Below are 25,820 nucleotides of genomic sequence, written 5' to 3' on the forward strand. Positions count from 1 at the left end.
GCCCGACGCCCGGCGGCGCGGTATTGAAGCCAGTGGAATGGGAGTTCGAGTTATGGAAGCGACAAAATCGGTCAATGTCCCTCTTGTCAAGCGTTCCGACTATAGCGCGCCGGATTACTGGTTCGACCATACGAACCTCGAGTTCGACCTCGACGCCGTCAAGACTCGCGTCAGTTCGCGCATCGCCGTGCGGCGCAACGAGGACGTCGACTCCAAGGGCAATCCGCTCGTCCTGAACGGCGAAGGCCTCGACCTGATCTCGGTCGCCATCGATGGCCGTGTCCTGTCGGGCAATGCCTATATCGAGAGCGACGGCCTGCTGACCATCTTCGACGTGCCCGACATGTTCACGCTCGAGATCGTCAACGATGTCACGGTCGAGGGGAACACGTCGATCATGGGCCTGTGCGCCTCCTATGACGGCGAGATCTTTTCCCAGTGCGAAGCGGAGGCGTTCCGGAAGATCGCCTATTACCAGGATCGCCCCGACGTCCTTTCCCGCTATACGGTGACGCTGCGCGCCGACAAGGCGAAGTATCCGATCCTGCTGTCGAACGGCAATTTCTTCGAAGCGGGCGATCTTGAGGACGGCCGCCACTGGGCGACATGGCACGACCCCTTCGTCAAGCCCTGCTACATCTTCGCGCTGCTCGCGGGCGATCTGAAACGGACGACCGAAACGTATCGCACCATATCGGGCAAGGATGTCGAGGTGTCGATCTATGCCAGCCCGGAAAGCATCGACATGTGCAGCCATTCGATGGACTTCCTGCTCAAGGCGATGAAGTGGGACGAGGATGTGTTCGGCCGCGAATATGACCTCGACGTCTATAATGTCGGCATCCTCAACGGCGGGCCTGGCGCGATGGAGAACAAGGGGCTGAACCTGTTCGATCCCAACTGGATCGTTGCAGATCCCACGAATACGTCCGACGACGAGTACGAGTATCGCAAGAAGACCACGGCCCACGAATACTTCCACAACTGGAGCGGCGACAAGGTCACCATCCGCAACTGGTTCCAGGTATCGCTGAAGGAAGGTCTGACGCGGTTTCGCGACCAGCTGTTCCTCGCCGACGTGACCGAGTTCGGATCGGTGCGCATTAACATGTGCCGCCACATCCGCAACAACCAGTTCACCGAGGACGACAGCCCCACCGCGCATCCGATCATCTGGGATGCCTATATCGAACCGCGCAACCTCTTCACCAACACGGTCTACGACAAGGGCCAGGAATGCATGTTCATGCTGATGTGGATGGTCGGGCGGCCCCGCTTCTGCGAGGTCGTCGCCGCCTTCTTCGACCGTTACGACGGCACCGCGGCGACCATCGAGGAGTTTCTGGGCTGCTACGAGGAGGAGAGCGGCATCGATCTCTCGCAGTTCCGGCGCTGGTTCTATCAGGCCGGGACGACCGAAGTCAGCATCGCGACCGAGTATGACGAGGCGGCGGGGGAGTTCCATATCGACCTGGCGCAGGAAACGACGCAGACCCCCGGCGAACGGACCAAGCAGCCACTTCACATTCCGCTCGCGGTTGCGTTGCTCGACCATCGGGGACAGGAAATGCCGGCCCGTCTCGCCGGCGAAAACGGCGTGCCGCAGCCGGGTACGCGCGTGATCGATTTCACCGAGCGTCGCCAGCGCGTCACCTTCATCGGTGTCAACGAACGCCCGGTGCTGTCGCGCCACCGCTATTTCTCGGCGCCGGTGCGGATCAAGGATGACCCGCAGGACGCCGATCTGGCGCATCTGGTCCGCTACGATCAGGACATCTTCGCTCGATGGGATGCCGGGCAGTCCTACGCGGCCCGCGTCATTCTCCGGGACGTCGCCCGGCTGGCCGAGGGACAGACGCCCGCCGTCGACGACGCCTTCGTCGCGGCCTTCCTGTCGCCGCTTGACGATCAGCGGCTGTCGCCGCGGCTGCGCGCCGATCTTCTGGGGCTTCCCGACGAGCGGACGATCGGCGAGTGGATGGACGTGTTCGACGTCGACGGGGTGCATGAGGCCTGGGCGTTCACCGCGCAGGCCGTCGCCCGCAAGGGTGCCGATCTGCTGCTCAAGGCCTACGAGCAAAATGGCGGCACCGGACCTTACGACCTGGCGCCGGAAACGGTCGGCAAGCGCAAGCTGCGCAACGTGGCGCTCGATTATCTCGTCCGCCTGGGCGAGCCCGACATGCTCGACCTCGCGCTCAGGCAGGTGAAGGACTCAAGGAATATCACCGAGCAATATGTGGCGCTCAAGATCCTGTGCGCGACGGGCTCCGAACAGAAGGCGGAGGCGATCGAGATCTATCGCGACCGCTGGAAACATGATCAGCTCGCGACGGACAAATGGTATCGGGCGCAGGCTGCGGCGGCGCGGTCGGATACCGCGGCGCGCGTCGAGGAACTGATGTCGGCCGACGACTTCAACCTCAAGCTTTTCAGCCGGTGCTTCAGCATCTGCGAACAGTTCTTCTACTTCAACCATTACGGCGTGCACGAGCCGACGGGCGAAGGCTATCGAGTCTATGCCGAACAGATGATCCGGGTCGATCATGTCGTGCCGCTGCTGTCGAACTGGACGGTTTCCCGCTCGGGATTCTCGCGCTGGCGGCGATATGATCCGCGCCGTCAGGAGTTGATCAAGCTGGCCTTCAGGACGATGCGCGACGCCGAAGGCGTCTCCAAGGGCCTGATCGAGCTGTGCGACAAGGCGCTGGCGGAGGAATGAGGACGGCGCGTGGCGGTCAGCCGACCGCCACGCCTTCGATCTCGACTCGCCACAGGGGATCGCCGAGCTTGACCACGGTGACGAGGGTAACCGCCGGCGTGATGTCGCCGAGCATTTCGGCATGGGTGCGCCCATAGATGCCGGTATCCGCCTCGGGCGTCACGAAAATGTTCATCTTGACGATGTTGGACGCGTCCATGCCCGCGGCGTCGAGGACGGCGAGGAAGTTCTTCAGGGCAGTGCGCACCTGGTCTGGATAGTCGGCAACCGTCTGGCCGTCCGCGCCGACCCCGACCTGGCCGGATATGTAGAGGATGCGCCCCGTTCCGCTTACTTCCACGCCGTGCGAATAGCCGTGCGGGACGGTGCCCACCGTGGCCGGATTGTGCTTGGTCATGCGCATGGTCCTCTCCCACTTTCTCGCGGCTGCCGGTGCCGGCGCGGTGTCGCCGGGGGCCGCGGCCCGGCTGCGATTTCTCGATGCGATCGTGCATTCACCTGTTGCGAACTCGGCGGCGGCATTATAGAATAGCAATTCTATTTTTGTCCAGCCTGCAATGGCGCTCTGGAGGAGAGGAACTCATGTTTCCGGATAACAACAGCAGATCGGCGCAGCTCTACCGGGAAGCGCGGAACGTCATTCCCGGCGGCAATTCCCGCGTAGCTGTCTACTATCCGCCCTACCCCGTCTACATCGCCAAGGGCGAAGGCTGTCGGCTGACCGACGTCGACGGCGTCGAACGGATCGACTTCATCAACAACATGACCGCGATTGTCGCCGGACATTCGCATCCCAAGGTGGTGGAGGCGGTCACGCGCCAGGCGCAGTCGGTCATGGGGGTCGGTGCGCCGCACGAAAACGAGGTGCGCCTTGCCGAGATGATTTGCGAACGGGTCGCGGGCGTGGAGCAAATCCGCTTCACCAATTCGGGCACCGAAGGCATCATGTACGCGATCCGGACAGCGCGCGCTTATTCCGGGCGCAACAAGGTCGCGCGGGTCGAGGGCGCCTATCATGGCGGCTCCGACCTCATGGAAACCAGCCAGTCAGGATCGACCCCGGACACCTGGGGTCCGGCCGAGCGCCCGAACACGACCCGCGTCGATACCGGTGTCGGCAGCGAGGTGATCGACGAGGTGATCACGCTGCCGATGAACGACGTCGCGGCCGCGAAGGCGATCCTGAGCGATCATGCCAGCGATCTGGCCGCGGTCATCCTCGACCCCTTCACTCCGCGGCTGGGCTTCATCAGGGCGAGCGACGAATTCCTCGCCTATCTTCGGGAGTTCACGCGGAGTAACGGTTCCGTTCTCATTTTCGATGAAGTGATGACGTTCCGCTCCGGTTATCACGGGGCGCAGGGACAGGTCGGCGTCGTTCCCGACCTCACCACCTTCGGCAAGGTGATCGGCGGCGGGCTTCCGGTCGGCGCGGTCGGCGGGCTGCGCGAGTTCATGGCGGTGTTCGACCAGCATGACTCGCGCCATCGTGTCTATCACTCGGGCACCTACAACGCCAATCCCATGACAACTGCGGCCGGTGCCGCGGCACTCGGCGTGATGACGCCCGACGCCTACGACCATATCAACCGGCTTGGCGAGCGGCTGCGTGCGGGACTGCGCGCCGCGCTCAGGAATGCGGACATGCCGGGGTGCGTTCAGGGCGTCGGATCGCTGACGTACATGCACATCGGCGACGAAGGCCCGATCACCGATCATCGCGTCCGCGTGGGCATGAATCACGACGCCGAAGCACACTCGCTGCTCCACGTGCATCTCCTGAACAACGGCGTGCTCACCGCCGAAGGTCAGGCATGGTTCACCTCTCTGCCGATGAAGGACAGCGACATCGATTTCGCGGTCGATCAGGTCGAGGCAGGGCTTAAGCAGGTTCAGGTCGGCAGACGCGCGCTCGCTTCCTAGACGTCGATCCACAGAGCCGGATCCACGATCGCGATCTTTCCGGGCTGGAGATCAGTCCGGAACGTCAATCGGGTTCTCGCGCGGGGACGGGGCTTTCAACGCTGCGAACGATCGACGACCGCGTCGGCGAGGCAAAGCAGCGTGTCGATCCGTGCAGGACCCAAGCCGGCCGCAGCGTCGAGCGCGACCGGGATCTCGGTGCATCCCAGGATGATCGCCTGCGCACCGCGATCGGCCAGGTCGCGTTCGGCCATTGCAAATTTCGCCGCACCGGCGGCGATCTGCCCCGCCTTCACGAGCCCGATGCCGGACATCACCTCTGCCTGCAGTTCCTCGCTCAGGGCGAGGCAGGTTCGCCCGACGTCCGCCAGCGGCTGCGCGTAGATGCCGCTGGAGACGGTGCCCGTCGTGGCGAGCAGCCCGACCGGCCCGGTCGGTGCGACCTCCCCAATGGCCTTCAGCGTCGCCTGAACCATGCTGACGAAGGGGATGTCGACCTCCCCGGCCAGCCGCGCGTGCCAGTAATGCGCAGTGTTGCAGGGCATGGCCAGCATCGCGGCCCCGCAGTCGCGAAGATAGCGGGCCGACGCCACGAGCGCGGGAAACGGATCGGGACCCGATCCCAGCAGAAACGCTGTCCGGTCCGGGACGAAGTTCGCCGAGAATGTCAGCGCCGGAATGTGATCCTGGTCCCGCCGGGCCGGCGTCCGCTCAACCAGCTTGCGCAGAAAATCGGCCGTGGCGAGCGGTCCCATTCCACCCAGGACCCCGAGCACCGGCCCGTCGCCCGGCGAGCGCCTGACCGCGTCGAGCGCCGTTTCCATGCCCGCAACCCCGATTATAGAATTCTTGTTCTATTTTTCTTTGCCTGTATGATTGCTGGAACTCAAGAAATTAATCGATGAATGGCCGGCCCGCGGCGGTTCAGGTCAGGAGGGATGAACAGCGATGACGATGATCTCGGATTCCCAGGTTGCAGCTTATGAACGCGACGGGGTGGTGCACATACCGAACCCCTTCGACGATCGAAGGATCGCGGAACTGAGAGAAGCGGTCGATGAGGCGCGGGCCAATCCCGGCAAACACGCCCGGTTCTGGAAGACTGACGCCCGTCAGAGCGAATTCTACGAGGAGGCGGAAGTCGCGCAACGCTCAGCCGCGATCCGGAACTTCATCGACGACTCGCCCGCGGGCGAGGTCGCCGGACAGATCATGCGCGCGCGCCACGCCTATTGCATCTACGACCAGTTGTTCGTGAAGCAGGCGGGCGAGGTCGTTAAAGGCACCGACTGGCATCAGGACATGCCGTACATGCCGTTCGACGGCGACCAGATGTGCGTCATGTGGATGGCGCTCGACCCGGTCCCCAAGGACAATGCGCTCCAGTTCCTGCGCGGCTGGCACCGGTCCGGCCAACTCTATCAGTTCGCCACGCCGGGACATCCCGACCTCAGCCTCCCGCCCGTTCCGGACATCGACGAGAATGATCCGGAGGTGGTGAGTTTCGCATGCGAGCCGGGTGACCTTGTCATATTTCAGATGCGGACGCTGCACGGGGCCGCAACCAGGACGAACGTCAGCGGCCAGCGCCGCGCGCTCGCCACCCGGTGGGTCGGCGACGAAGCGGTCTGCCATCTGGAAGGCCGGCTCAACGTGATCCGAAAACCCCTGCCGCTCGTCCCCGGTCGCAAGGTCGCGGCGCTGGCAATGACCCCCCAATGGTCGGCGGGCTAGAGCCTGGAGTCTGATCGGCTGAGGCGAAGCAGCTCATGGCCGTGGCAAACGCCGCCACAGCCGTCACGAAGTCGCTGCCTCGGGAACCGGCCGCTCCGGCACCCGGAATTGACCCCGAAGGATCGCACCCGGGCGCCGGAGCTCCCCCTGCGTTAGAAGGTGAAGTCTACGCGCACGCCATAGCGACGGCCCAGATTGGGGGCCACCGCAGCGCCATTGTTCAGAAAATCAGTGACGTAGGTTTCGTCGAAAATGTTGTCGACATAGCCCGAGATGGTCCAGCCGCCGCCGCGGCTGGAAAGACCTGCACGGAAATTGACAAGCGTGTGCGCATCGGCCTGGGCAGCCGGCAGATTGTTGTCCTCGTCATACCAGCTCGAGATATGCGAGAAATCCGCCCGCAGCCGCGCCTCGAGATCGTCGGTCACCGGGACGTTGCTTTCCGCGAACAGCGTCACCTGGTGCCGCGGAGACCGCTCGGCGTCATTTCCGTCGAACGTATTGTCGGTCACCGGATTGCCGGTGTTGCTCTTGACCGTCGTGTCGAGGAAACCGTAGCTTCCGCCGATGTCAAGGAAGTCAGTCGCGCTGAGCCGCGCTTCCAACTCGGCACCGAACGCTTCGGTGTTGCGGTTCAAACTGCGGTTGGACGGAATGATGCCGCTGAAGTCGAGCTCGAACACCTGCCGGTCACGATACTCGGCATAAAAGCCGGTCAGCGTGACGGTCAGACGGTTGTCGAGGAACAACCCGCGCAGGCCGGCCTCATAACTGTCGACCTTTTCCGGAGCGACCGAGAGCAGCCTTCGTACCTGTTCATCGGTGAGCGAGCTTATCGGTGCTGTCACATTGAGATCGCCGGGCGCGTTGAACCCGCCGGACTTCTCACCGCGCGAATAGGACGCATAGATGATCGAGTCCGGTGCGATCTCGTAGGCGAGCTTGACCGTGCCGGTCAGCGCATTGTCATCGAGCGATGTCTCCGCCACGAATGTCGGCACGAACGGGTTGCGCTGATCGTAGAGAATGTCCTTCTCCGTACGACCGTACCGCAGACCCGCGGTCAGCGTCAGGCCGTCGCTCAGATCGAAGTCACCCTGACCGAAGATGGCATATTCCTTGACGTCGATCTGGGCGCGATAGGCCGTGGCCCTCACTCCCCTGAAGGGTGCCACCGGGAAGGCCGTACCGAAAGCCGCGAAGGCATCGGGTTCGACCTTCTGGTCGAAATAATAGAGACCGACAATCCACCTGAACGGAGCATCGCCCGGAGACGTGAGGCGGACCTCATGCGAGAACTGATCCTGCTTTTCGGTGATGCCTGAAACCAGGAAATCGGCAGGCGAACGGTCCTGATCGTTGGCCGCGTAGAAATCGAAACCGCTGAACGACGTGATCGAGGTCAGCGTGTAGCCCGACCCGATTTCCCCTTCGAACGTCGCGGAGAAATCATAGGTTTCGCGGGTCTGTTCGTCGCGGAAATCCTGCGCGATCCTGCGGTCGATCGCACCTTCGTTACCGGCCGGGCTGACCGGCTCGTAGGTGTTGCCCACCGATTCGTCTTCCGTGTACGATCCGCGGAGGATCAGTTCGAAGTCGCCGCCCGGATCGATCAGCAGCGATCCCCTGACGCCGTAACGGTCGATGTTGTTGTGCTTGACGCCGAGAAGCGTGTTCTCGAGAAAACCTTCGCGGTCCTTGTAATAGGCACCGAGGCGCAATGCGGCCTTGTCTCCCAGCGGCACGTTCAGAACGCCGCGCGTCAGGATTTCGTCATAATTGGAGTAAGACAGCGAGACGTCGCCGCCCAGCTCCCCGATCACCGGCTTCTTGGTGGTGATGTTGATGACGCCGGCCACGGAACTGCGGCCGTAAAGGGTATTCTGCGGACCGCGCAGGACTTCGATCGTCTCGATGTCAAGAAACTCGTTGTTGACGGTCGTTGCCCTGCCCTGCGACACGCCGTCGATGTTGATCGTGATGCCAGGTTCGAACCCGGGCGTCGTCGGCGTCGAGGTGATGCCGCGGATGTTGATCCTGCTGGCGCGCACCGATTCGCTGGTGGTCAGGAAGAGGCCGGGCGTTACGGTGGCGAGCGCGTCGAAGGCCGATATGCCCCTGTCGTCCAGATCCTCGCCGCTGAAGGCCGACACCGCCACGGGCACTTCGGTAAGCAGTTCCTCGCGCTTTTGCGCGGTGACGACGATAACCGATTGTTTCAGCTCCTGATCGGCCGGCGCCATGTTTTGCGCAGCGGCAGGCTGGGCGATCAGGCACGATGTGCTGAGGAGGGTAACCACTGCCCATCGCATATTCGAAGACACCGACTTCGGGCGCAAGCTCATCATCGTTCATTCCCCTCTTAAATAGAAATAGATTTCTATTACTATTCCCTGAACCCTTGCAAGGGGAGAGTTGGAAAATCGTGAGGGGGTGTAGCAAAGCCACAACACCTCCGACCGGCCGCCATGCAGAACAGGGTTCTCCGACCGCCGGCAAGCAGCGGACAGTCGGGCGATCCGACGATTGATCCCCTTGCTTTTCATCGGGTAATTCCATGCCCGTCTCGTGATCGGGGGCGCGCGAGGATGATCTTTGCCGGGGGGGCAGCCAGCCAGGCGCGACCGAGGGCTGGCGGCACGGCGGACGGGACCATCAGTCCCGCCGTCCGGATCGGACATGCAGCGCGACGCGCGCGCCGGTCACGACGCCTTGGCGACGCTCACGATCTTTCGCTGCGCGAACTCCTTCAGCCCCTCGGCACCGAATTCGACGCCCACGCCGGACATCTTCGCGCCGCCAAAAGGTATCTCGGGCGAGATCGCGGGATGCCGGTTGATCCATACGGTTCCGGTTTCGAAACCGAGCGCCAGGGCTTTCGCCTTCTCGACGTCACCGGACCAGACCGATCCGCCCAGCCCGAACGGGCTTTCATTGGCTGCCGCGAGCGCATCCGCGACATCGTCATAGGCGATGACGGGCATCACCGGTCCGAACGCTTCCTCCTTCAGGATCCTGGCGTCGCCGGGTACTCCGGTCAGGATGGTGACGGGAACGAAGCAGCCCGTCTCCGGCGCGGAGCCGCGATAGGCGACCTGCGCGCCGAGCCGCACCGCATCCTCGATCATCGCTTCCAGCTCGGCTTTCTGGCGGGCGTTCTGAACCGGGCCCATGGTGCTGGCGGGGTCGCTGCCCGGACCCATCGCAACCTGGCCCGCCTCCCGCACCAGCGCCTCGACCACCGCCGCTTCTAGCGCACGCGGCACATACAGGCGCTTGAGCGCGGAGCACACCTGCCCGGCATTGGCGAACCGCGCCTGGAACAGCGCGGGCGCGATCGCATCGACCGACACATCGTCGAGCAGGATCGCCGCGTCGTTGCCGCCAAGTTCCAGCGTCACGCGCTTGATCGCGGATGCCGCCGCGCTCGCCACCGCGCCGCCGCTGCGGGTCGAGCCGGTGAACGAGACTTTCCGGATGAGCGGATGCTCCACCAGACGGGGCGCGAGAACGTCCGCACAGGGCACGACCTGCAAGACGCCGCGCGGGAGTATCGTCTCGGCGACCTCGTCCATCATCAACACCGCCAAAGGGGTGTTGGGTGAGGGCTTGAGAATGATGCTGTTCCCCGCGAGCAGGGCGGGCGCGAGTTTCCAGGCGGACAGCAGCAGCGGGAAGTTCCAGGCGGTAATCCCGAGCGCCACGCCGAGCGGATCGTAATGCGCCTCGATCCGTTCCTGCTCATCATCGCGCAGGACGACCGGCTTGAGATCGATGCCGGCGAGCTGGCGGATAAAGTACGCACTTCCCAGTACCTCACGCGTCGCATCGGCGACGGGCTTGCCCTGTTCACGCGTCAGGACAGGCGCGATCCGCTCCACCGCAGCGGCGAGCGCATCGGCAAAACGCCCGAGATAGGCTCGCCGCTCTTCGATCGGGATCTGTCGCCATGTTGCGAAGCCCTTTGCCGCTTCGCTCACCGCGTCCTCGATCTCGTCGATATTCGCCGCCGGTGCCTCGGCGACCACCGTTCCCAGCGCGGGGTCGACCACCGGCAGGCGTTCCGAAAAACGCCTGAGGGTCCCGTCCGCCAGAGGCTGCAACTCCATCATCGCTGTGTCTCGTTCATCCCCGGCCATCCGCGAGAAAGGCCGCCAGCCCGTCGGCGACCTGCTGCATCTGCGCCTCTGTACCGATGGTGATGCGGAGGCACTGGTCGAGACCATAGTTTGCGACCGGCCGAACGAAGACCCCGCGTTCGGCAAGGAACGCCGCCGCCCCCCCGCCTGTGCCCTGCTCCGCTTCGAACCGGAGCATGACGAAGTTCGCGTCCGAAGGCGCTGCCTCGATTCCCAGCCGGGCGAGCGACTGCTGGAACGCGGCCCGCTGCTCGCGGACGAGCGCGAGCTCACGTCCCATATGCTCCGCATCGGCAATCGCCGCCACGGCCGCAGCCAGCCCCGGTCCGCTGACGTTGAAGGCACAGCGCACGCGGTTCATCAGCTCGACCAGCCGCGCGGGCGCATGGCACCATCCCACGCGCAGCCCCGCCAGCGCGTAGGACTTGCTGAACGTGCCGAACACCAGGACATTGCCGTCGTCGGCACCGACAAGTTCGTCGCCGCTGCTGTAATCCGGCCGCTCGATATAATCGCGATACGCGGCGTCGATCATCAGCAGGACCCGGTCGGGAAGCCGGCGGCGCAGGGCATGGACCTCCTCGCGCGTCAGCATCGTTCCGGTCGGGTTGTTCAAATTGGGAAGGTACAGGACCTTGGTCCGGTCGGTGACCGCTGCGACGATGGCGTCGGTGTCGACGCCGTAATCGCCCTTGGGCGGGATCGCGACGATCCGTGCGCCACAGCTGAGCCCCGCGATCTTCCCGATCACGAAGGCCTGCGTGGGCACGATCACTTCGTCCCCCAGCGACACGAAGGTCCGCATGGCGACATGGATCAGGGTCTCCGATCCGGCACCGCAAAGGATGTTGTCGGCGGGAATCGCATATTTCGTCGCCAGGGCCGAGCGCAGCTGCGCGCACGACGGGTCGGGGTAGCGCTGCATCCCGGCAAGCGCCTCGTTCGCCGCACCCACCGCCTTCGGCGACGGGCCGAGCGCCGCCTCGTTCGAGGCGAGGCGCACGGGATTGCGCACGGCCTGCCCGGCGGCTCCGGGCTTGTAGGTCGCGATATCCAACACGCCCGGTGCCGGGAGAACCTGGACGTCGCTCATAACGTTTCCTCCGTGCCCCACACGGTGGTCACCTGCGTGGAGAAGTTGCCGCCGTTGCCATGACAGATGGCCGTTTTCGCGGACTGGATCTGGCGCTCTCCGGCCGTTCCGGCCAGTTGCTCGAACACCTCGGCCAGCATGAAGGCCCCGTACATGCCCGGATGAACGCACGACAGGCCCCCGCCATTGGTGTTCACCGCCAGCCGGCCGCCCGGTGCGAGCGCCCCGTTGTCGACATAGGATCCGCCCTCGCCCTTGGCGCAGAAGCCAAGATCTTCGAGGAACATGATCACGTTGATGGTGAACGCGTCGTAAAGCTGCACCACGTCGATATCCCTCGGCCGCATGCCCGCCATGCCGAACGCGCGCGCACCCGATTGCGCCGCCACGGTCGTGGTCAGCGATGGCCGCAACGCCGGATTGGTGCCGTCGAGCGCCATCGCTGCGCCGAGCAGATAGGCCGGCCGCGCCGCGATGTCCCGCGCGCGATCGGCGCGGGTCATGACGATGGCGGCAGCGCCGTCGGTGATGAGGCAGCAGTCGCCCAACCGTAGCGGCGAACTGACGAGGCGCGACTGCGAGACGTCGGCAAGGCTCAGATCGTCCCGCATGAACGCTTCGGGGTTGAGCTTTGCCCATTGGCGCGCCGCGACGGCAACCTCCGACAGCTGTTCCCGCGTGGTGCCGAACTCGTGCATATGGCGCTGGGTCGCCATGGCGTAGGTATGGAGACCTTCCGCGCGATAGGCGTCGAGATAGGGATCGGGCTCGCGCACTTGCGGCCACGGTCCGCGTCCGGACCGGGTCGTCGCCCCGAACGCGATCAGCGCGACATTGCAAAGCCCCGCCTCGAGCGCGAGCGCGGCATTGAGGCAATGCGCCTCGAACGACGATCCGCCGAGCTGCGTACCCTCGCAATAGCTGGGATCGATGCCCAGATATTCGGCAAAGTCGACGCCCCACATCAGGCGGGACATCGATACCCCGAACAGCCCGTCGACATCCTTCACTGACAGGCCGCAACGCCCGAGTGCCGCCACGCTCGCCAAGGCTGCGATCTCCATGAACGACCGGTTCGGCCCAACCTTGCCGATCCCCGCCGTCGCGGCGGATACCATCGCCGCCTTGCCGCGCACGCTGCCCGCGATCCCGGTCATGGCGCGGTCCGGAAACAGGGGCGGCGGCCTTGACTGCCGTCATCGAAGAATAGCTCGACCGGCGCATCGATCGGCAGATCGGGCACGGCCAGCGTCGTCAGGACGCGCGGCCCTTCGGCAAGTTCAACGATAGCCACGCTGAAGCCGGGGTCGCCGGCGTTGACGGTGCTTGCGTAAACCGTACCCCGGCCGCTCGCTTCGACCGCGGCCAGCTTGTCGGAGCCGCAGGCCCGGCAGACGATCGACGGGTAATAATGGTGCGCCTGGCAGACCTGGCACCGGGCGAGCAGCAGCACGCCCGCTTCGATCCCCTGGCGGTGCCATGCAACGGTCCCCGGCGGATGCGGGGCGGCGCTCATGTCGCGCTCTCCGGCGCACGCACGGGAAACAGCCCGTCGGTCGCCGCGATCCGGTCGAAGGCTTCGGCGAACGCCTCCACCGTCTCCGGGCCATCGAGGGTGATCTCCTCGTTCTGCGCGAACAGCACGCGCGAAAACTGGCCGGCGCCCGCCTGGATCGCGACCTTGGTCGGCGCATTCTCGCTCACCAGGTGCAGCGCCGCGGGCGCGACCAGCTCGGGCGCCAGCTTGCTCTTTGCCGCGTCGCTCAGAACGCCGTCGGTGATCCGCGTGGCCGCAGCGGGGCTGATGGCGTTGACGCGCACGTTCTTGCGCTCGCCCTCGATCGCCAGGGTGTTCATGAGCCCCAGCAACGCGGTCTTCGCCGAACCGTAATCGGCCTGCCCGAAGCTGCCCAGCGTGCCGGACACCGAGGTCGTGAACAGCACCCGGCCGTAGTTCTGTTCCATGAGATGCGGCCAGGCGGCGCGCGTCACATAGACCGATCCGAAGAAATGGACCGCGAACACCGCCTCGAAATCGTCGAGCTCCTTCTTCACGAAGGTACGGTCGCGGATGATCCCGGCATTGTTCAGAACGATGTCGAGCCGTCCATATTCGGCGATGGCGTGATCGACGATCGAGGCGGCCTGCGCCCGATCGGTGATGTCGGACATGTCCGCGACCGCCCGCCCGCCTGCCGCCCGGATTTCCCCGGCGACCTGCTCGGCGGGGGATGCGTCGCTTCCCCTGCCGTCGCTGGCGACGCCGGGATCGTTCACCACGACATTCGCGCCGCGCCGCCCCAGTTCGAGCGCATAGGCACGTCCGAGGCCGCGTCCCGCGCCGGTCACGATGGCTGTGCGTCCGGTAAAGTCTATCCTGTCAGTCACGATGATCCTCTGCGTGAAGGTGGGACGGGCACTAGCCGGCGTCGGTGAGTCCGGCGCGGAGCGCCTTGCGGTCGAGCTTGCCGATCGAAAGCCGGGGCAGCGCGTCGATGTAACGGATTTCGACGGGGCGCTTGAACTTGGCGAGATGGTGCACGCAATGGGCCTCGATGCGCTGCGTCAGCTCCTCGGTCCCGCCCGTCGCGACGACGAACGCCACCGGCACCTCGCTCAGGAAATCGTGCGGCTTGCCGACCACGGCGACCTCCGCCACGCCCTCGACATCCAGGATGACGCTTTCCACTTCCGACGCCGCGACATTCTCGCCGCCCACTTTCAGCATGTCCTTCTTGCGGTCGGCGAACTGCAGCGTGCCGTCCTCGCACAGCTTGATCATGTCGCCGGTGTCGAACCATCCGTCGGCGGTAAAGGCGTTGGCGGTGGCCTCGGGATCGTTCAGATACTCGCAGAACAGGCTGATGCCGCGTACGCCGCGCACGTAAAGCCGGCCCATTTCGCCCGGCTTGACTGTCTCGCCATTCTCGTCGACGACCCGCAGTTCATATTCCGGCGCGGGGCGCCCGATCGAGTGCAGGACCGGCGGCTTGGCAATGTCGGAAATGATCGGGTGCGAAATCGTCTCGGTCATGCCGTACCAGCCGAGCGAGGCGATGCCCCATTCCTTCTCGATGGTCCCGTCATGCCCCCAGTTATTGCCCCAGAAGCGAAAGCTGTGCCGGTCCGGATAAGGCAGGTCGAGCAGCGCCTTGGTCACGAACGGCCCGATCGAGGTCCAGGTCAGGTTGAACCGTTTCGCGGTGTCCCAGAAGCGGGTGGCCGAGAATCTGGGCTGAAGGACGATCGTTCCGCCCGTCCACAAGGTCGCGAAGGTCGAGTAGCCGAGCGCGTTCAGATGGAAGAGCGGCAGATAGACGAGCGTGATGTCGTCCGCCGTGATCTTCTCGTGCACGGCGTTGGTCGACGCGGTCCACAGCATGTTCGCATGGGAGAACACGACCGCCTTGGGCCGGCTCGTCGTTCCCGATGTGTACATGATGCTGTGAAAGCGGTCCGGCTCGGGCGCGCGGCGCTCCATCGGGTCGTTGGCGAGCAGCCGGCGGAAGGCGTCGTCATCGACCGACATCGTCCAGACGAATTCCGCGCCCGACGCCTCGATCACGTCGCGAAGCGCAGCTTCGGTAATGGCGAAGCGTGCATCGGCATGCTCCGCGAAATAGGCAAGTTCACCGGGCGCGGAGTGGATGTTGGTCGTGACGGCAATCGCGCCGACCCATGAGCAAGCGAAGAACGACAGCAGGAACTCCGGGCGGTTGCCCATGTGGACGATGACCCGGTCGCCGGGCATCACGCCGGCACTGACGAGCCCCGTGGCAAGGCACGCGACCTGGTGGCGCAGATCCGCGTAGCTCCAGCTATACCCCTCGCCTTCAAACGGGTCCCAGTGCATGAACGGCTTGTCGCGGTAGCGCCCGGCCTGGTGGTCGAGCAGCCACGGCACATCCATGGCCATGAACGGGTGGATGTCCCCCAAGGGCGCATGCGCTGTTCTCTCGGTCACGGTCCCTCCTCGCGGTCTGATGCCTGCCGCCTTGCGCCGACCATAATCCGGCAGGCATGAAAATGTAAATCAATTTCTATTTTGGGGCCGTCCCGCACCGCTTTCGGGGGGACGGCCGGTCACTGCCCCCGAACGGGCGGTCGCCTGATCGCCGACCACGGCGTCGGGAAGTCACCCACCGGGACCTCGATGAGGACCGGACGATCGGCGTCCCGGTGCGCGGCGACCAGGTCCCCGAGCCTCGCGACGTCGTCGCATTTCACGCCGATCGCGCCGAAGTCGCGCGCCAGTTCCGCGAACCGGGGATTGTGCAGGTCGGAGCCGAGCACCCGCCCGCCATATCGCTCGCGCTGGATGCGCTGCACGTTGCCGAACTTGTTGTCCGCGAACACGATGTTGATGGTGTTGAGGCCGTACTTGACCGCGCTCGCCAGCTCCTGGATGGCGAACATGATCCCGCCATCGCCGCTGATCGAGAGCACCGCACGGTCGGGATTCGCTGCCTTCACGCCGAGTGCCGTCGGAAAACCGTAGCCCAGCGTGCCCTGATAGCCGCTGGATATGTACTGGCGCGGTCCGTAAGTGGGGAACCAGGACCAGGACGCATAGCCGATCTGCGTCAGCTCATCGACGAAGAAGCCGTCGTCGGGAAGCGCGGCACGCAGGTCGCGTAGGATCGCCATTTGCGGCCCCATCTGAGCGTCCAAATCGGCTTCCGACCGGGCCTTGAGGGCGCGCAGTTTGCTTTCCCGCGATGCGCGCGGCAGACCCGCCGGCAGCTCTGCCAGTATGGCCGACACCGCGGCGGCGGCATCGGCAACGATGGCCACGTCGGGAACGAACTGCCGGGCGACCTCGGTGGGATCGACATCGATGCGGATCACGGCCAGGCGATCGTCCTTGCCCCAGTGCCGGAACGGAAAGTCGAGCCGCGTGCCGATGGCGATGACCAGATCGGCGTCCGCCCACAGGGCATGGCCGGCAAGCCAGCCTTGCGCCAGCCAGCTGCTTTCATCGACGACGCCGCGACCGCTGCGCAACGCCACCGCCGGCGCATGCAGCCGCTCCGCGAGGCGGGTCACCTCGACCGAAGCCGACTGCGCGCCGCCGCCCACCAGGATCATCGGCCTTTCGGCCTTCGAGGCGAGCGCCACCGCCCGCTCGATCGCCTTCGGATCGACGGGGGGGGTCCACGGCGTCAGCACGGGGGCAGCGCCGACCGGCACCTCCTGCGCCATGACGTCGGTCGCCATCTCGAGGTGAACCGGCCGGGGCCGGCCCGAACGGGCCTCGCAAAAGGCGGTGGCGAGCAGACGCGGCGCGTCGGCGGGATGATCCGCACGGGCAGCCCATTTGGTAAGGCCGCGCGCGAGTGCCAGCTGGTCGGGCACTTCATGCAGTTCGCCGATCCCCCGGCCCAGCGAGCGCGACGGAATCTGCCCGGCAAGACAGACCACCGGCGCATTGCAGCCATAAGCGGTGGCAAGCGCGCCGCTGGCATTGAGCCAGCCCGGGCCGGGCACCACCGCATAGGCCGATGCCTTGCCGGTCGAACGGGCGGCACCGAACGCCATATAGGCCGCGCCCTGCTCGTGCCGGCTGGTCACCACCCGGATCTCGTCGGACCGGTCGTAAAGCGCCGCGAACAGCGGATCGATCTGAACGCCGGGCAGCGCGAACAGCGTCCCGATGCCATGATCGATCAGCCCGTTCACGAGCGCCGCGCCACCGGTCATGGTCGCGGCCGCTTCCGTCACTTTCGCTTCAGCATTCACGGGCATTTTCCTTCATTACCGTGTTCACCAGCTCGCCAAGGCCGGTCGCCCGCACCTCGACCACATCGCCCGGCCGCATCCACAGCGGCGGCTTGCGCGCCATGCCGACGCCGCTTGGCGTTCCCGTGACCAGGACATCGCCGGGCTCGAGCGTCATCGCCCGCGATGCGATGGCGATCAGCTCGGCCACGCCGAAGACCATGTCATCGGTGGAGGCGGACTGGACCGTCTCGCCGTTGAGAACCGTCTGAAGGGTCATGCCGCGCGCGCCGGGCGGCAATTCTCTCGCGGTCACGAGCTCGGGCCCGAAGGCACCGGTCGCGTCGAAATTCTTGCCCACCGTCCATTGCGGCGTGCGGAACTGATAGTCGCGCACCGACGCATCGTTGAAGAGCGACCATCCGATGACGTGGTCCAGCGCGTCCTGTTCGCGGATGTGCCTGCCGCCCTTGCCGATGATCGCGGCGATCTCGCCCTCGAAATCGAACTGGTCGGAATCGACGGGACAGACGAGGTCGGCCCCATGCCCGACCAGCGTGCTGGCGAAGCGGGCGAAGAAGGTGGGATAATCGGGCTGCTCGAAGGCGACCTCGGCGGTATGATCGCGATAGTTGAGGCCGACGCACAGGATCTTGCCCGGCCGCATCAGTGGCGGCAGCCACGCGATCGCATCGGTATCGATGGCCGGTCCCGCCGCCAGCGCGCGGCCATAGGCTTCGAGCGCCGCCTCGCCGCCGCCCAACCGGTCTTCCAGCCGTCCCGGACCGCCGGGGTCGTCCTCCAAGAAGCCGCGCAACCCCTGCTCGGTGCGAAGCGCCAGGCCCTGCCGTCCACCGGCATCCGCGAAACGAACGAAACGCATGGCAGGCCCTAGGCGTATTCTGCGCGGCGCGGCGTGAAGATGTCGATGTTGATCGCGGGCCGGTCGCCCACCACGACCCCATGATGGCGCACGTTCGGCGGAATGACCAGCAAGCCTCCCTTCGTCAGCCGGTGCACCTTGCCGCCGACATGGAAATCCATCTCGCCCTCGGCCACATACACGATCTGCTCATAGGGATGGTCGTGCGGCCGCGGCTCGTGACCGGGAAGCAGCTCGTGCATCGCGATCGTCGCACCGTCGCCGGAAAACGCCTTGCGGCGCACGCCGTCCCGGACATCGAACCAGTCCATGTCCTCGAAATTGGCCAGGATCGCGTCCATATGCGGCTCCATAATAGAATCTATTTTCTATTTTCTAATTGTCGGTCGCCCGTTGGTCAAGCGCGGAGAGAAACGCGTCCGAATCCACTCCCAGCGACGGCGCACCGGACCGCAGGCGGCAGGGGGTGCCGTGAAGCTTCATGGGAAAGCCGATGGTCCGCACGGGCGCGCCGGCCTCGCTGGTGTCGAGAACCATGTGCTGCGCGACATTCTGAGGATCGGCGAAGACCGAATCGAGCGAGCGCACCTCCCCCGCGGGCACGCCCGCAGCGGTCAGCAGGCCGATCCACTCGGCGCTCGACCGGGTGCGCAGACAATCCTCCACCCGGCGGTTGAGCGCCGCACGATGAGCCTTGCGGCGCTCGTTGGAGCTGAAATCAGGCTCCTCGAGAATCGCCTCCAGCCCGATCGCCGCGAGAAAGCGCCGCAATGTCGGCTCGTTGCTCGGCGCGATCGCCAGGAACCCGTCGGCACTGCTGAACAGGCCGTAGGGCGCGACGACGAAGTGCTCGTTGCCGAGGCGTTCGGGAATTACGCCAGCGTTGAGGTACGACGCCGCATGATAGCTCAGCAAGCTCATGAGCGAGGTGGTGAGCGATGTCTCCACCCGCTGTCCCTCTCCGGTGCGGACCCGGTGGAGCACCGCCGAAACCGTCGCGAGCGCGCCGTAGAGGCCAGCGACGAGGTCAGCGATGGGCGGGCCGGCGCGCATCGGTTGATCGGGTGTCCCGGTGACGCTCATGAAGCCGCTCATGGCCTGGGCGATGAAATCGAACGCGGGCCGCTCCGCATCCGGTCCCGTACTGCCGAAACCGTTGATGCTGCAATGGATGAGCGCGGGATTGAGAGCGGCCAGCACGTCGCTGCCCAGCCCCATGCGCGCCATCACCCCTGTACGGAAATTCTCGACCAGCACGTCGGCGGTCCGGACCAGCGCCTTCAGCCGCGCGAGATCCTCCTGCTCGTAAAGGTCGAGCACCACGGACAGCTTGTTCCGGTTGCACGAGGCGAAATAGCCGCGCAGCGTCCCTACCGACTGCGCGCGGATCGGATCGCCTGCGGGCGGCTCGATCTTGATCACCTCGGCACCCAAATCGCCGAGCAACATGGTGCAGAAGGGACCGGACACGATCCGCGTCAGATCGATGACCCTGATGCCCGACAGCGGCTGGCCCGGCACCGGTCCGGCGCTGTTATCCTCAGCCATGGGCGACGCTGGCCGCAGCGGGATCGTGCAGTGTCAGCCGGGACCCGGCGTGCATGACCTGGCCGGGCAGCGTCCGCCCTGTCCAGGCCTCCATCCGCCGGGAGATGGCGATTAGGCGGGCAAGGTTGATGCCGGTCTCATAGCCTTCCTCGTGAAGGAAGTTCACCAGATCCTCGGTGCACAGATTGCCGCTGGCGGTCGGCGCGAAGGGACATCCGCCCAGCCCTCCGATCGCGCCCTCGAAGGACCGAATGCCGAGTTGCAGCGCGGCCGCGACGTTCACCAGGGCGAGACCGCGGGTATTATGGAAATGCAGGGTGAGCCGCAGATCCGGCACCGCATCGCGCAGGACTGTGCAGACCTTGCGGACGATCTCCGGCGTTGCCATCCCGGTCGTGTCGCCAAGCGTCACCGACCGGATTCCGAGATCGACCATCCGCCGCACGACCGCCAGTACCGCCGCCGGCGGCACGTCGCCTTCGTACGGGCACCCGAACGAAGTCGCGATGCCGCCATGCACGGGCAGGCCGTGCGAGCGGGCGATGGCGACCACTTCGCCCAGCCGTTCCAGCCCCTGGGCCAGCGACTGGTTGAGGTTGGTGCGGTTGTGCGCCTCGCTCGACGACAGAAACGCCACGATCTCGCCGGCCTGCGCCGCAACCGCCCGCTCAGCCCCGCGCACATTCGGCACCAGAGCGCGCAGCGACGCGCGCGAGTTCAGATCGCCGACCAGCGCGAACAGCTCGGCCGTATCTGCCATTTGCGGCACCGCGCGCGGCGACACGAACGACCCGATCTCGAGCGCGGGAACCCCGGACTCGACCAGATCGCGGACGAACGCGGCCTTGCTCCCGGTCGGCATGACCTCCCGCTCGATCTGGAGACCGTCGCGCATCCCCACATCGACGATCTCGACGAACGTGGTGTCGACGGCCGTGCTGGAACCCGGACCGCCGGTCACGATCCGCGTCCCTCCCTCGGCAACACCGCGACCGCATCGCATTGCATCTGCGACGCGCGCGGTGTTTCGTAGTTCAGGATGTGCCTGGCGGGACGCGACGCCTCATCGGGAAACAGCTTGACCCATTCCGCGTTGATCGCCTTCCGCGCCTCCGGCGTCTTGACGTAGAAGGTCATCCGCACGACGTCCTCGGGCGTGGCTCCCGCCGCCTCGAGTACCGCCTTCAGATGCGTGAACATCAGTTCGGCCTGGGCCTCCAGCCCCTCGACATGCTCGCCCTTGTCCAGATCGAAGCCGGAGATGGCGCCGGTGTAGACGATGTTGTCGATCCGCGAAGCGACGGGTATCGGCGCGCCGATGTGACGATAGCCGTCGATGTCGATGCTTTTCCTGCGCATGAGGATTCCTTTCCCGTTACCGCGGCGGCAAAATCGATTTGAGGCCATAGACGTTGCGCGCCTCGACCAGCGACATGCCGTCGCGCAAGGCCGCCAGCATACGCTCGTCGGCTTCCTGGAGCGGCGCGGCCTGGTCATAGACCTGGGCGGCCGCATCCCGGGGGATGAACAGCACGCCGTCGCCGTCGCCCAGGACGAAATCGCCCGGCCGCACATAGACCCCTCCGATCGTGACCGGCACATCGCGCTCCTCAATCCAGGCGAGCTTGTTGCCGCTCAGCATGTGCGCTCCGCGCGCGAACACCGGATAGCCGAGTTCGCGGCAGCCGTCGCGGTCGCGGACCATGCCGTCGACGACAGTGCCGTGGGCACCCACCCGCTTGGCGACGGTCGCACGGAGATCGCCCCAGAGCGCGCCTTCGCGGATGCCCCGGCCGTCGAGTACCGGTACGCTGCCCGGCCCCAGCAGGTCCATATATTCGGCATGGTGCTTGGACGCCGCGTTATAGGGCGATATGCGCGCGGTCACCGCCACGCCATGTACGCGGTCGCCCGGATTGATTGGGCCGATGCCCCGGCACTGGCCGTCGATGCCACATTTCTGCAAGGCGTCGGACATGACCGAGGTCGATGTCCTGGCGAGCAGGGCGAGCAGCGCATCCATCAGCCGCGCAGTCCTGCATAGCGTTCGGCACGCGCCGCCTGCTCGGTCTCGGTCACCCGGCGCCAGTCCTCGTCGCCGGGGATGCGCGCCGCCAGGGCCTGCAGATGGTAAAGCGGGGTGCCGGGCTTGGGCAGCGGCGGCACGTCCGATTTCAGACGCTCCAGCAGATACTGGCGGGCAAAGTGAATCGCCTTGTCCGCGGTGCCGAGGAACTCCTTGGTGCGGTCGGGCCAGGCCCCTTGCGATTCGCCGACGATGAAGTCCTCGAACATGATGTCAGTGAAGCCGGTGAAGCTCTCGCCGCGCCGCATCGCCTCGCGGTCCTGCCCCCAGCGGGGCTGGGTCTTGGGTGTCTGGTAGAAGTCGTTGTCGTCCAGGTCGGACCGGCCGATCGCCCACGAACGGTCCGACTCCGGCATCGGGCCGTCCGGGCTGTGCCGGAAATACCACTGCATCGACGTATAGTTGTCGATCGGCACCGACATGATGAACAGCTTGCGGCCCGGATCGGTGGTGGCGATGAACACGCCGTTCGGCGCGACGATTTCCGACACGCGGATATAGCTGGAGCCGTCGCCCATGCTGCGCAACGTCACGTAACGGAAGCCGTGATCGGTCTCCTCGCATTCCAGCGTCGGAGCGAGATTGGCACCCGCCGCGCCCAGATCCACGCTGCTGCTGCTGTCGGGGGCCTTCTGGATCCAGCTGCTGTGCAGGATGCCGAGGTGCGAGGGGTCGAGGATCGCCTCCAGCCCGGTCAGCCAGTTATAGTCGCAAACCGCCCGGCGCGAGCACAGCTGGTCGTCGACAAGCAGGTTGAAGATGAGGTCGGGCAGTTCCGGTGCCTGGCCTTCGCCGAAATAGACCCAGACCGCGCCGCCCGCTTCCTTCACCGGATAGCTTTTGAGCGGGACCCTTGAGGGAAAGCGCGGGTCGGGTTCGTTCGGGGTCTCGACGCACTTGCCCGACACATGGAATTTCCAGCCGTGGAAAATACAGCGCAGCGAATCGTCCTGGACATTCGCCAGTTCCAGCGAGCAACCGCGATGCGGGCATTTTTCGTCGAATACCGCCAGTTGCCCGTTGCTGGCGCGGAACGCCACATAGGACTGGTCAAGCACCCTGATCTTTTCCGGGTCGCTGCCCGGAGCGAGATGATTGGATGTCATCACCGGCAGCCACATGCGCTTGAAAACCGCATTCATCGCCGTGCCCGGTCTGATGTCACCCAGCAGATTGGCGTTCTTTTCGTTCAGCATAGCTTCCTCTCCATAGCCCCGGTCGCTCAAGACCAGACCGACCAGCCCATCCCCTGCCCCGAGCCGGCCGGCGTACGTGGAATGGGCACATAATCCTGCCAGACCAGCGCGCGGCCGTGCATCGCGCCCGCCAGCACCAGCCAGCTGCGATTTTCCGACGTGCCCGCGGACAGCTTCGCTTCCGGGATCGCGGCGAGCGCGTCCCAGTCCTGCGCCGCGATCAGCGCGAGAAACTCGCGATCGAATTCTTCCTCGCAGATGAAATGGCTGAGCCCGCCCGAAGCGATTATCGCGACGCGGCGCGATGTCCCGTCCGCCTCGACGAGCTGCCGCAAGACCCGCCCCAGCGCCAGGCAGCGGCCCGGCCGCATCGGATGCAGCGGCGTGAAGGTGTTAATGAAGACCGGCACCACCGGCGGCGGCGATCCGTCGAAAAAGCGTTCCAGGACATAGCCGTGCGCATGGCCCAGCCCCAGCTTCTCCGGCTCGGGCACCGAACCCAGCGCCGACACGTCGAAACCGGCATCCATCAGGCCGCCGACGAGATACTCCGCCATCTTCCGGTCGACGGGGTACGATCGCGGCCAGTCCATGCCGTAATCGCGGGTGACCCGCACCCGCCATTCGGGCATGCGCGAGGTGTCGCGCGGATGCGTCGTGATCGCGTCGCCGTGAAACACCGCGAGCGAGGGCACGTTGTTTTCCGCGAACAGTTCGTTCTGATCGTTGCCGATCAGCAGGATGACGTCCGGTCGGGCCGCCTCGATGTCGGCGCGCAAGCGGTCGAGCGCGGACCGGCACAGCGCCTCCTTCTTCTCGAAGGTCGCCAGATCGATGTCGTCGCGATGGCGATCCCCCCGCTCGCGGTACAGCTCGGCATAGGTCAGCCGCCGCCCGTCAAGGGTGTTCATCATCCGCGCATCTGATTTCATCTCGTCCTGCGCGCGTTCCACCCAGAACTTCGCGGGAAGCGCGAGCATGGGTCCATGGGAGGTAGCGGCTCCTAGCACGATGGTGGCCATGCCCCGTCCTCTCCTTCGCCGGTTATCGGTCGAAGTAAAAGATGGCGAGAACGGTCAGGGCCAGCGCGGGCTTTGGCTGCCCTTCCAGCTCGAAGCCGCAGTCTATGGCAAGCTTCAGGCCATCGTCCTGCTCGCGTTCCTCGACCGACACGAGCCTGGTGTTCAGGCGAATCCGCGATCCGGTGGGCACGGGCGAGATGAAGCGCAAACGCTCGGCACCATAATTCAGGCTCTGCCGTTCATTGTCGACGGTCCACGAGGCTTCAAGCAGCTGCGGCAGCAGCGAGAGCGTCAGAAAGCCGTGCGCGATGGTCCCGCCGCTGGGCAGTTCGCGCGCCGCCCGCTCCCGGTCGACATGGATCCACTGATGATCGCCGGTCACGTCGGCGAAGCCGTCGACCATCTCCTGCGTAACGACCAGCCAGTCGCTCTGCCCGGTCACGCCGGGCGGCACGGCCAGCAGCTCGGCCCGCGCAGCCACCTCAAAAATCTTGTTCATCCGTCACCTCTTCCCTATTAGAAATAGAAACTCGATTCGAAAATCAAGGAGAATCTTATGGCAAAGGTCTGCGTAGCCGGAATCGGCATGACCCGCTTCACCAAGGTGTCGGCGCCGGTGCCCTATGAACGGTCGGGTGCGGAGGCGGCACGCGCAGCCCTCGCCGATGCGGGGCTGGCCATGACCGACATCGACCTTGCGGTCGCCAGCTACGCCATGGGCGAGACTTGTTCGGGCCAGGTGGCGCTATACGCACTTGGCCTGCATGGCGTCCCTATCGTCAATGTGTCCAACGCCTGCGCATCGGGATCGACGGCGCTGTACCTGGCGCGCCAGGCGATCCTCTCCGGCGAGGCCGATGCCGTGCTCGCGGTCGGGTTCGAACAGATGGGGCGGCAGTTCATCCGCGGCTTTCCCGACCGCACGCTGCCCGTCGGCTGGATCGACGATCGCACGCGCGAACTGGTGGGCGTGGACGCCGATGTCTCGACGGTCGGATGGTTTGCCGGCGCGGGCCGCGAATATCTCGACAAAACGGGCTATGACACGAGGATCTTCGCCGAAGTGGCCGCCAAGGCGCGCCGTCACGCGCATCACAACCCCAACGCGGCGTTTCGCGATCTGCTGACGGTCGAAGAAATCCTCGAGTCGAAGCTGATCGTGGATCCGCTGACCAAGTTCGAATGTTCAGCCCCCACCAATGGCGGGGCAGCCGTGATCCTGACCAGCATGGACTTCGCAAAGCGGCGCGGCCTGCGGACCGATGTGCGGCTGTCGGCCCAGAAGATGCGCACCGACTCGCCGTCGGCACAGGACGAGAAGAGCATGATCAAGGTGGTCGGCTTCGACATGGTCAAGCAATGCGTCGCCGACCTATACGAAGCAACCGGCGTCGGACCGGAGGATCTGGACATTGTCGAACTGCACGACTGCTTCGCTTCCAATGAAGTCATCAGCTACGAGGCACTGGGCCTTGTCCCCGAAGGTGAGGGCGGCCGGATGGCGCTCGACGGCGACAACAGCTATGGCGGTCGCTACGTCGTCAATCCTTCCGGCGGCCTGATCGGCAAGGGCCACCCGATCGGCGCGACCGGGGTCGCGCAATGCGTCGAACTGACCACCCAGCTGCGCGGCGAGGCTGGCCCCCGTCAGGTCGAGGTCGCTCGGCTGGCACTGCAGCACAACATCGGCCTCGGCGGCGCCTGCGTCGTCGGGCTTTACGAACGCGCGTGAGATCGGCCCCGCCCCGCCGCACCG

The 25,820-nt window shown here is 65.4% G+C and carries 23 protein-coding genes; 4 read left to right on the forward strand and 19 right to left on the reverse strand.

Going from position 1 to position 25,820, the window contains the following annotated elements; translation table 11 throughout:
• Window positions 1–52 precede the first annotated feature (52 nt).
• Window positions 53–2,722 (forward strand): aminopeptidase N, encoded by a 2,670-nt coding sequence (gene pepN / locus DFR51_RS16425; RefSeq protein ID WP_160119083.1) that lies wholly within the window; start codon window positions 53–55, stop codon window positions 2,720–2,722.
• 16 nt (window positions 2,723–2,738) lie between these two features.
• Here pepN and DFR51_RS16430 read toward each other — a convergent pair whose 3' ends face one another.
• On the reverse strand, window positions 2,739–3,125 hold the full coding sequence (locus DFR51_RS16430; RefSeq protein WP_121053222.1) for a RidA family protein: 387 nt from the start codon (window positions 3,123–3,125) through the stop codon (window positions 2,739–2,741).
• Window positions 3,126–3,304: 179 nt separating this feature from the next.
• Between DFR51_RS16430 and DFR51_RS16435 the strand changes: the two genes are divergently transcribed.
• Window positions 3,305–4,645, forward strand: coding sequence for an aspartate aminotransferase family protein (locus DFR51_RS16435; RefSeq protein ID WP_160119082.1), 1,341 nt, complete (start codon window positions 3,305–3,307; stop codon window positions 4,643–4,645).
• A 95-nt stretch (window positions 4,646–4,740) separates the two neighbouring features.
• Here the strand turns inward: DFR51_RS16435 and cuyB are convergent, their stop codons facing one another.
• Entirely contained in the window at window positions 4,741–5,469 is a 729-nt protein-coding gene (cuyB, locus tag DFR51_RS16440; RefSeq protein ID WP_121053226.1) for a cysteate racemase, read from the reverse strand.
• A 124-nt stretch (window positions 5,470–5,593) separates the two neighbouring features.
• Between cuyB and DFR51_RS16445 the strand changes: the two genes are divergently transcribed.
• Entirely contained in the window at window positions 5,594–6,379 is a 786-nt protein-coding gene (locus DFR51_RS16445) for a phytanoyl-CoA dioxygenase family protein (RefSeq protein ID WP_121053227.1), read from the forward strand.
• 152 nt (window positions 6,380–6,531) lie between these two features.
• Here DFR51_RS16445 and DFR51_RS16450 read toward each other — a convergent pair whose 3' ends face one another.
• The 17 genes from DFR51_RS16450 to DFR51_RS16530 all read right to left on the reverse strand — a co-directional run bounded on the left by DFR51_RS16450 (window position 6,532) and on the right by DFR51_RS16530 (window position 24,563).
• Entirely contained in the window at window positions 6,532–8,622 is a 2,091-nt protein-coding gene (locus tag DFR51_RS16450; protein ID WP_170151802.1) for a TonB-dependent receptor, read from the reverse strand.
• A 459-nt stretch (window positions 8,623–9,081) separates the two neighbouring features.
• Window positions 9,082–10,488, reverse strand: a complete 1,407-nt coding sequence (locus DFR51_RS16455; protein WP_170151803.1) for an aldehyde dehydrogenase family protein — start codon at window positions 10,486–10,488, stop codon at window positions 9,082–9,084.
• Between the two features lie 16 nt (window positions 10,489–10,504).
• Window positions 10,505–11,611: a pyridoxal phosphate-dependent aminotransferase gene (locus DFR51_RS16460; RefSeq protein WP_121053233.1), complete on the reverse strand. Its 1,107-nt coding sequence runs from the start codon at window positions 11,609–11,611 to the stop codon at window positions 10,505–10,507.
• Window positions 11,608–12,768 (reverse strand): acetyl-CoA acetyltransferase, encoded by a 1,161-nt coding sequence (locus DFR51_RS16465; protein WP_121053235.1) that lies wholly within the window; start codon window positions 12,766–12,768, stop codon window positions 11,608–11,610. The genes DFR51_RS16460 and DFR51_RS16465 overlap by 4 nt, the downstream gene beginning before the upstream one ends.
• The gene (locus tag DFR51_RS16470) at window positions 12,765–13,127 is read right to left on the reverse strand and encodes a Zn-ribbon domain-containing OB-fold protein (RefSeq protein WP_121053237.1); all 363 of its coding nucleotides are present in this window, start codon (window positions 13,125–13,127) and stop codon (window positions 12,765–12,767) included. The genes DFR51_RS16465 and DFR51_RS16470 overlap by 4 nt, the downstream gene beginning before the upstream one ends.
• A complete protein-coding gene (locus tag DFR51_RS16475) occupies window positions 13,124–13,999 on the reverse strand; it encodes an SDR family NAD(P)-dependent oxidoreductase (RefSeq protein WP_160119080.1) in 876 nt (291 codons plus the stop codon). Before DFR51_RS16475 ends, DFR51_RS16470 begins: the two co-directional genes overlap by 4 nt.
• Before the next feature lie 31 nt (window positions 14,000–14,030).
• A complete protein-coding gene (locus DFR51_RS16480; protein ID WP_197723688.1) occupies window positions 14,031–15,575 on the reverse strand; it encodes a class I adenylate-forming enzyme family protein in 1,545 nt (514 codons plus the stop codon).
• Between the two features lie 119 nt (window positions 15,576–15,694).
• Window positions 15,695–17,350: a thiamine pyrophosphate-dependent enzyme gene (locus tag DFR51_RS16485; protein WP_243445549.1), complete on the reverse strand. Its 1,656-nt coding sequence runs from the start codon at window positions 17,348–17,350 to the stop codon at window positions 15,695–15,697.
• Entirely contained in the window at window positions 17,340–18,212 is an 873-nt protein-coding gene (locus DFR51_RS16490; RefSeq protein WP_121053245.1) for a fumarylacetoacetate hydrolase family protein, read from the reverse strand. The genes DFR51_RS16485 and DFR51_RS16490 overlap by 11 nt, the downstream gene beginning before the upstream one ends.
• An 8-nt stretch (window positions 18,213–18,220) precedes the next feature.
• Entirely contained in the window at window positions 18,221–18,553 is a 333-nt protein-coding gene (locus tag DFR51_RS16495; RefSeq protein WP_121053421.1) for a cupin domain-containing protein, read from the reverse strand.
• Window positions 18,554–18,587: 34 nt separating this feature from the next.
• Complete coding sequence (locus tag DFR51_RS16500) at window positions 18,588–19,760, reverse strand: CaiB/BaiF CoA transferase family protein (RefSeq protein ID WP_121053247.1); 1,173 nt, start codon at window positions 19,758–19,760, stop codon at window positions 18,588–18,590.
• The gene (locus DFR51_RS16505) at window positions 19,753–20,721 is read right to left on the reverse strand and encodes a hydroxymethylglutaryl-CoA lyase (protein WP_197723687.1); all 969 of its coding nucleotides are present in this window, start codon (window positions 20,719–20,721) and stop codon (window positions 19,753–19,755) included. The genes DFR51_RS16500 and DFR51_RS16505 overlap by 8 nt, the downstream gene beginning before the upstream one ends.
• Window positions 20,718–21,119 carry a RidA family protein gene (locus DFR51_RS16510; RefSeq protein WP_243445548.1) on the reverse strand — a complete coding sequence of 134 codons (402 nt, stop codon included), beginning with the start codon at window positions 21,117–21,119 and terminating at the stop codon, window positions 20,718–20,720. The genes DFR51_RS16505 and DFR51_RS16510 overlap by 4 nt, the downstream gene beginning before the upstream one ends.
• 16 nt (window positions 21,120–21,135) lie before the next feature.
• Entirely contained in the window at window positions 21,136–21,783 is a 648-nt protein-coding gene (locus DFR51_RS16515; RefSeq protein WP_121053252.1) for an RraA family protein, read from the reverse strand.
• Window positions 21,783–23,042, reverse strand: a complete 1,260-nt coding sequence (locus tag DFR51_RS16520; protein WP_121053254.1) for a Rieske 2Fe-2S domain-containing protein — start codon at window positions 23,040–23,042, stop codon at window positions 21,783–21,785. The genes DFR51_RS16515 and DFR51_RS16520 overlap by 1 nt, the downstream gene beginning before the upstream one ends.
• Before the next feature lie 26 nt (window positions 23,043–23,068).
• Complete coding sequence (locus DFR51_RS16525; protein ID WP_121053256.1) at window positions 23,069–24,064, reverse strand: DODA-type extradiol aromatic ring-opening family dioxygenase; 996 nt, start codon at window positions 24,062–24,064, stop codon at window positions 23,069–23,071.
• Between the two features lie 22 nt (window positions 24,065–24,086).
• Window positions 24,087–24,563, reverse strand: coding sequence for a MaoC family dehydratase (locus tag DFR51_RS16530; protein WP_121053258.1), 477 nt, complete (start codon window positions 24,561–24,563; stop codon window positions 24,087–24,089).
• Window positions 24,564–24,620: 57 nt separating this feature from the next.
• Between DFR51_RS16530 and DFR51_RS16535 the strand changes: the two genes are divergently transcribed.
• Window positions 24,621–25,796, forward strand: coding sequence for a thiolase C-terminal domain-containing protein (locus DFR51_RS16535; protein WP_121053260.1), 1,176 nt, complete (start codon window positions 24,621–24,623; stop codon window positions 25,794–25,796).
• Window positions 25,797–25,820: the final 24 nt, after the last annotated feature.

The organism is Sphingosinicella microcystinivorans, assembly GCF_003634215.1.
GTDB lineage: Bacteria > Pseudomonadota > Alphaproteobacteria > Sphingomonadales > Sphingomonadaceae > Sphingosinicella > Sphingosinicella microcystinivorans.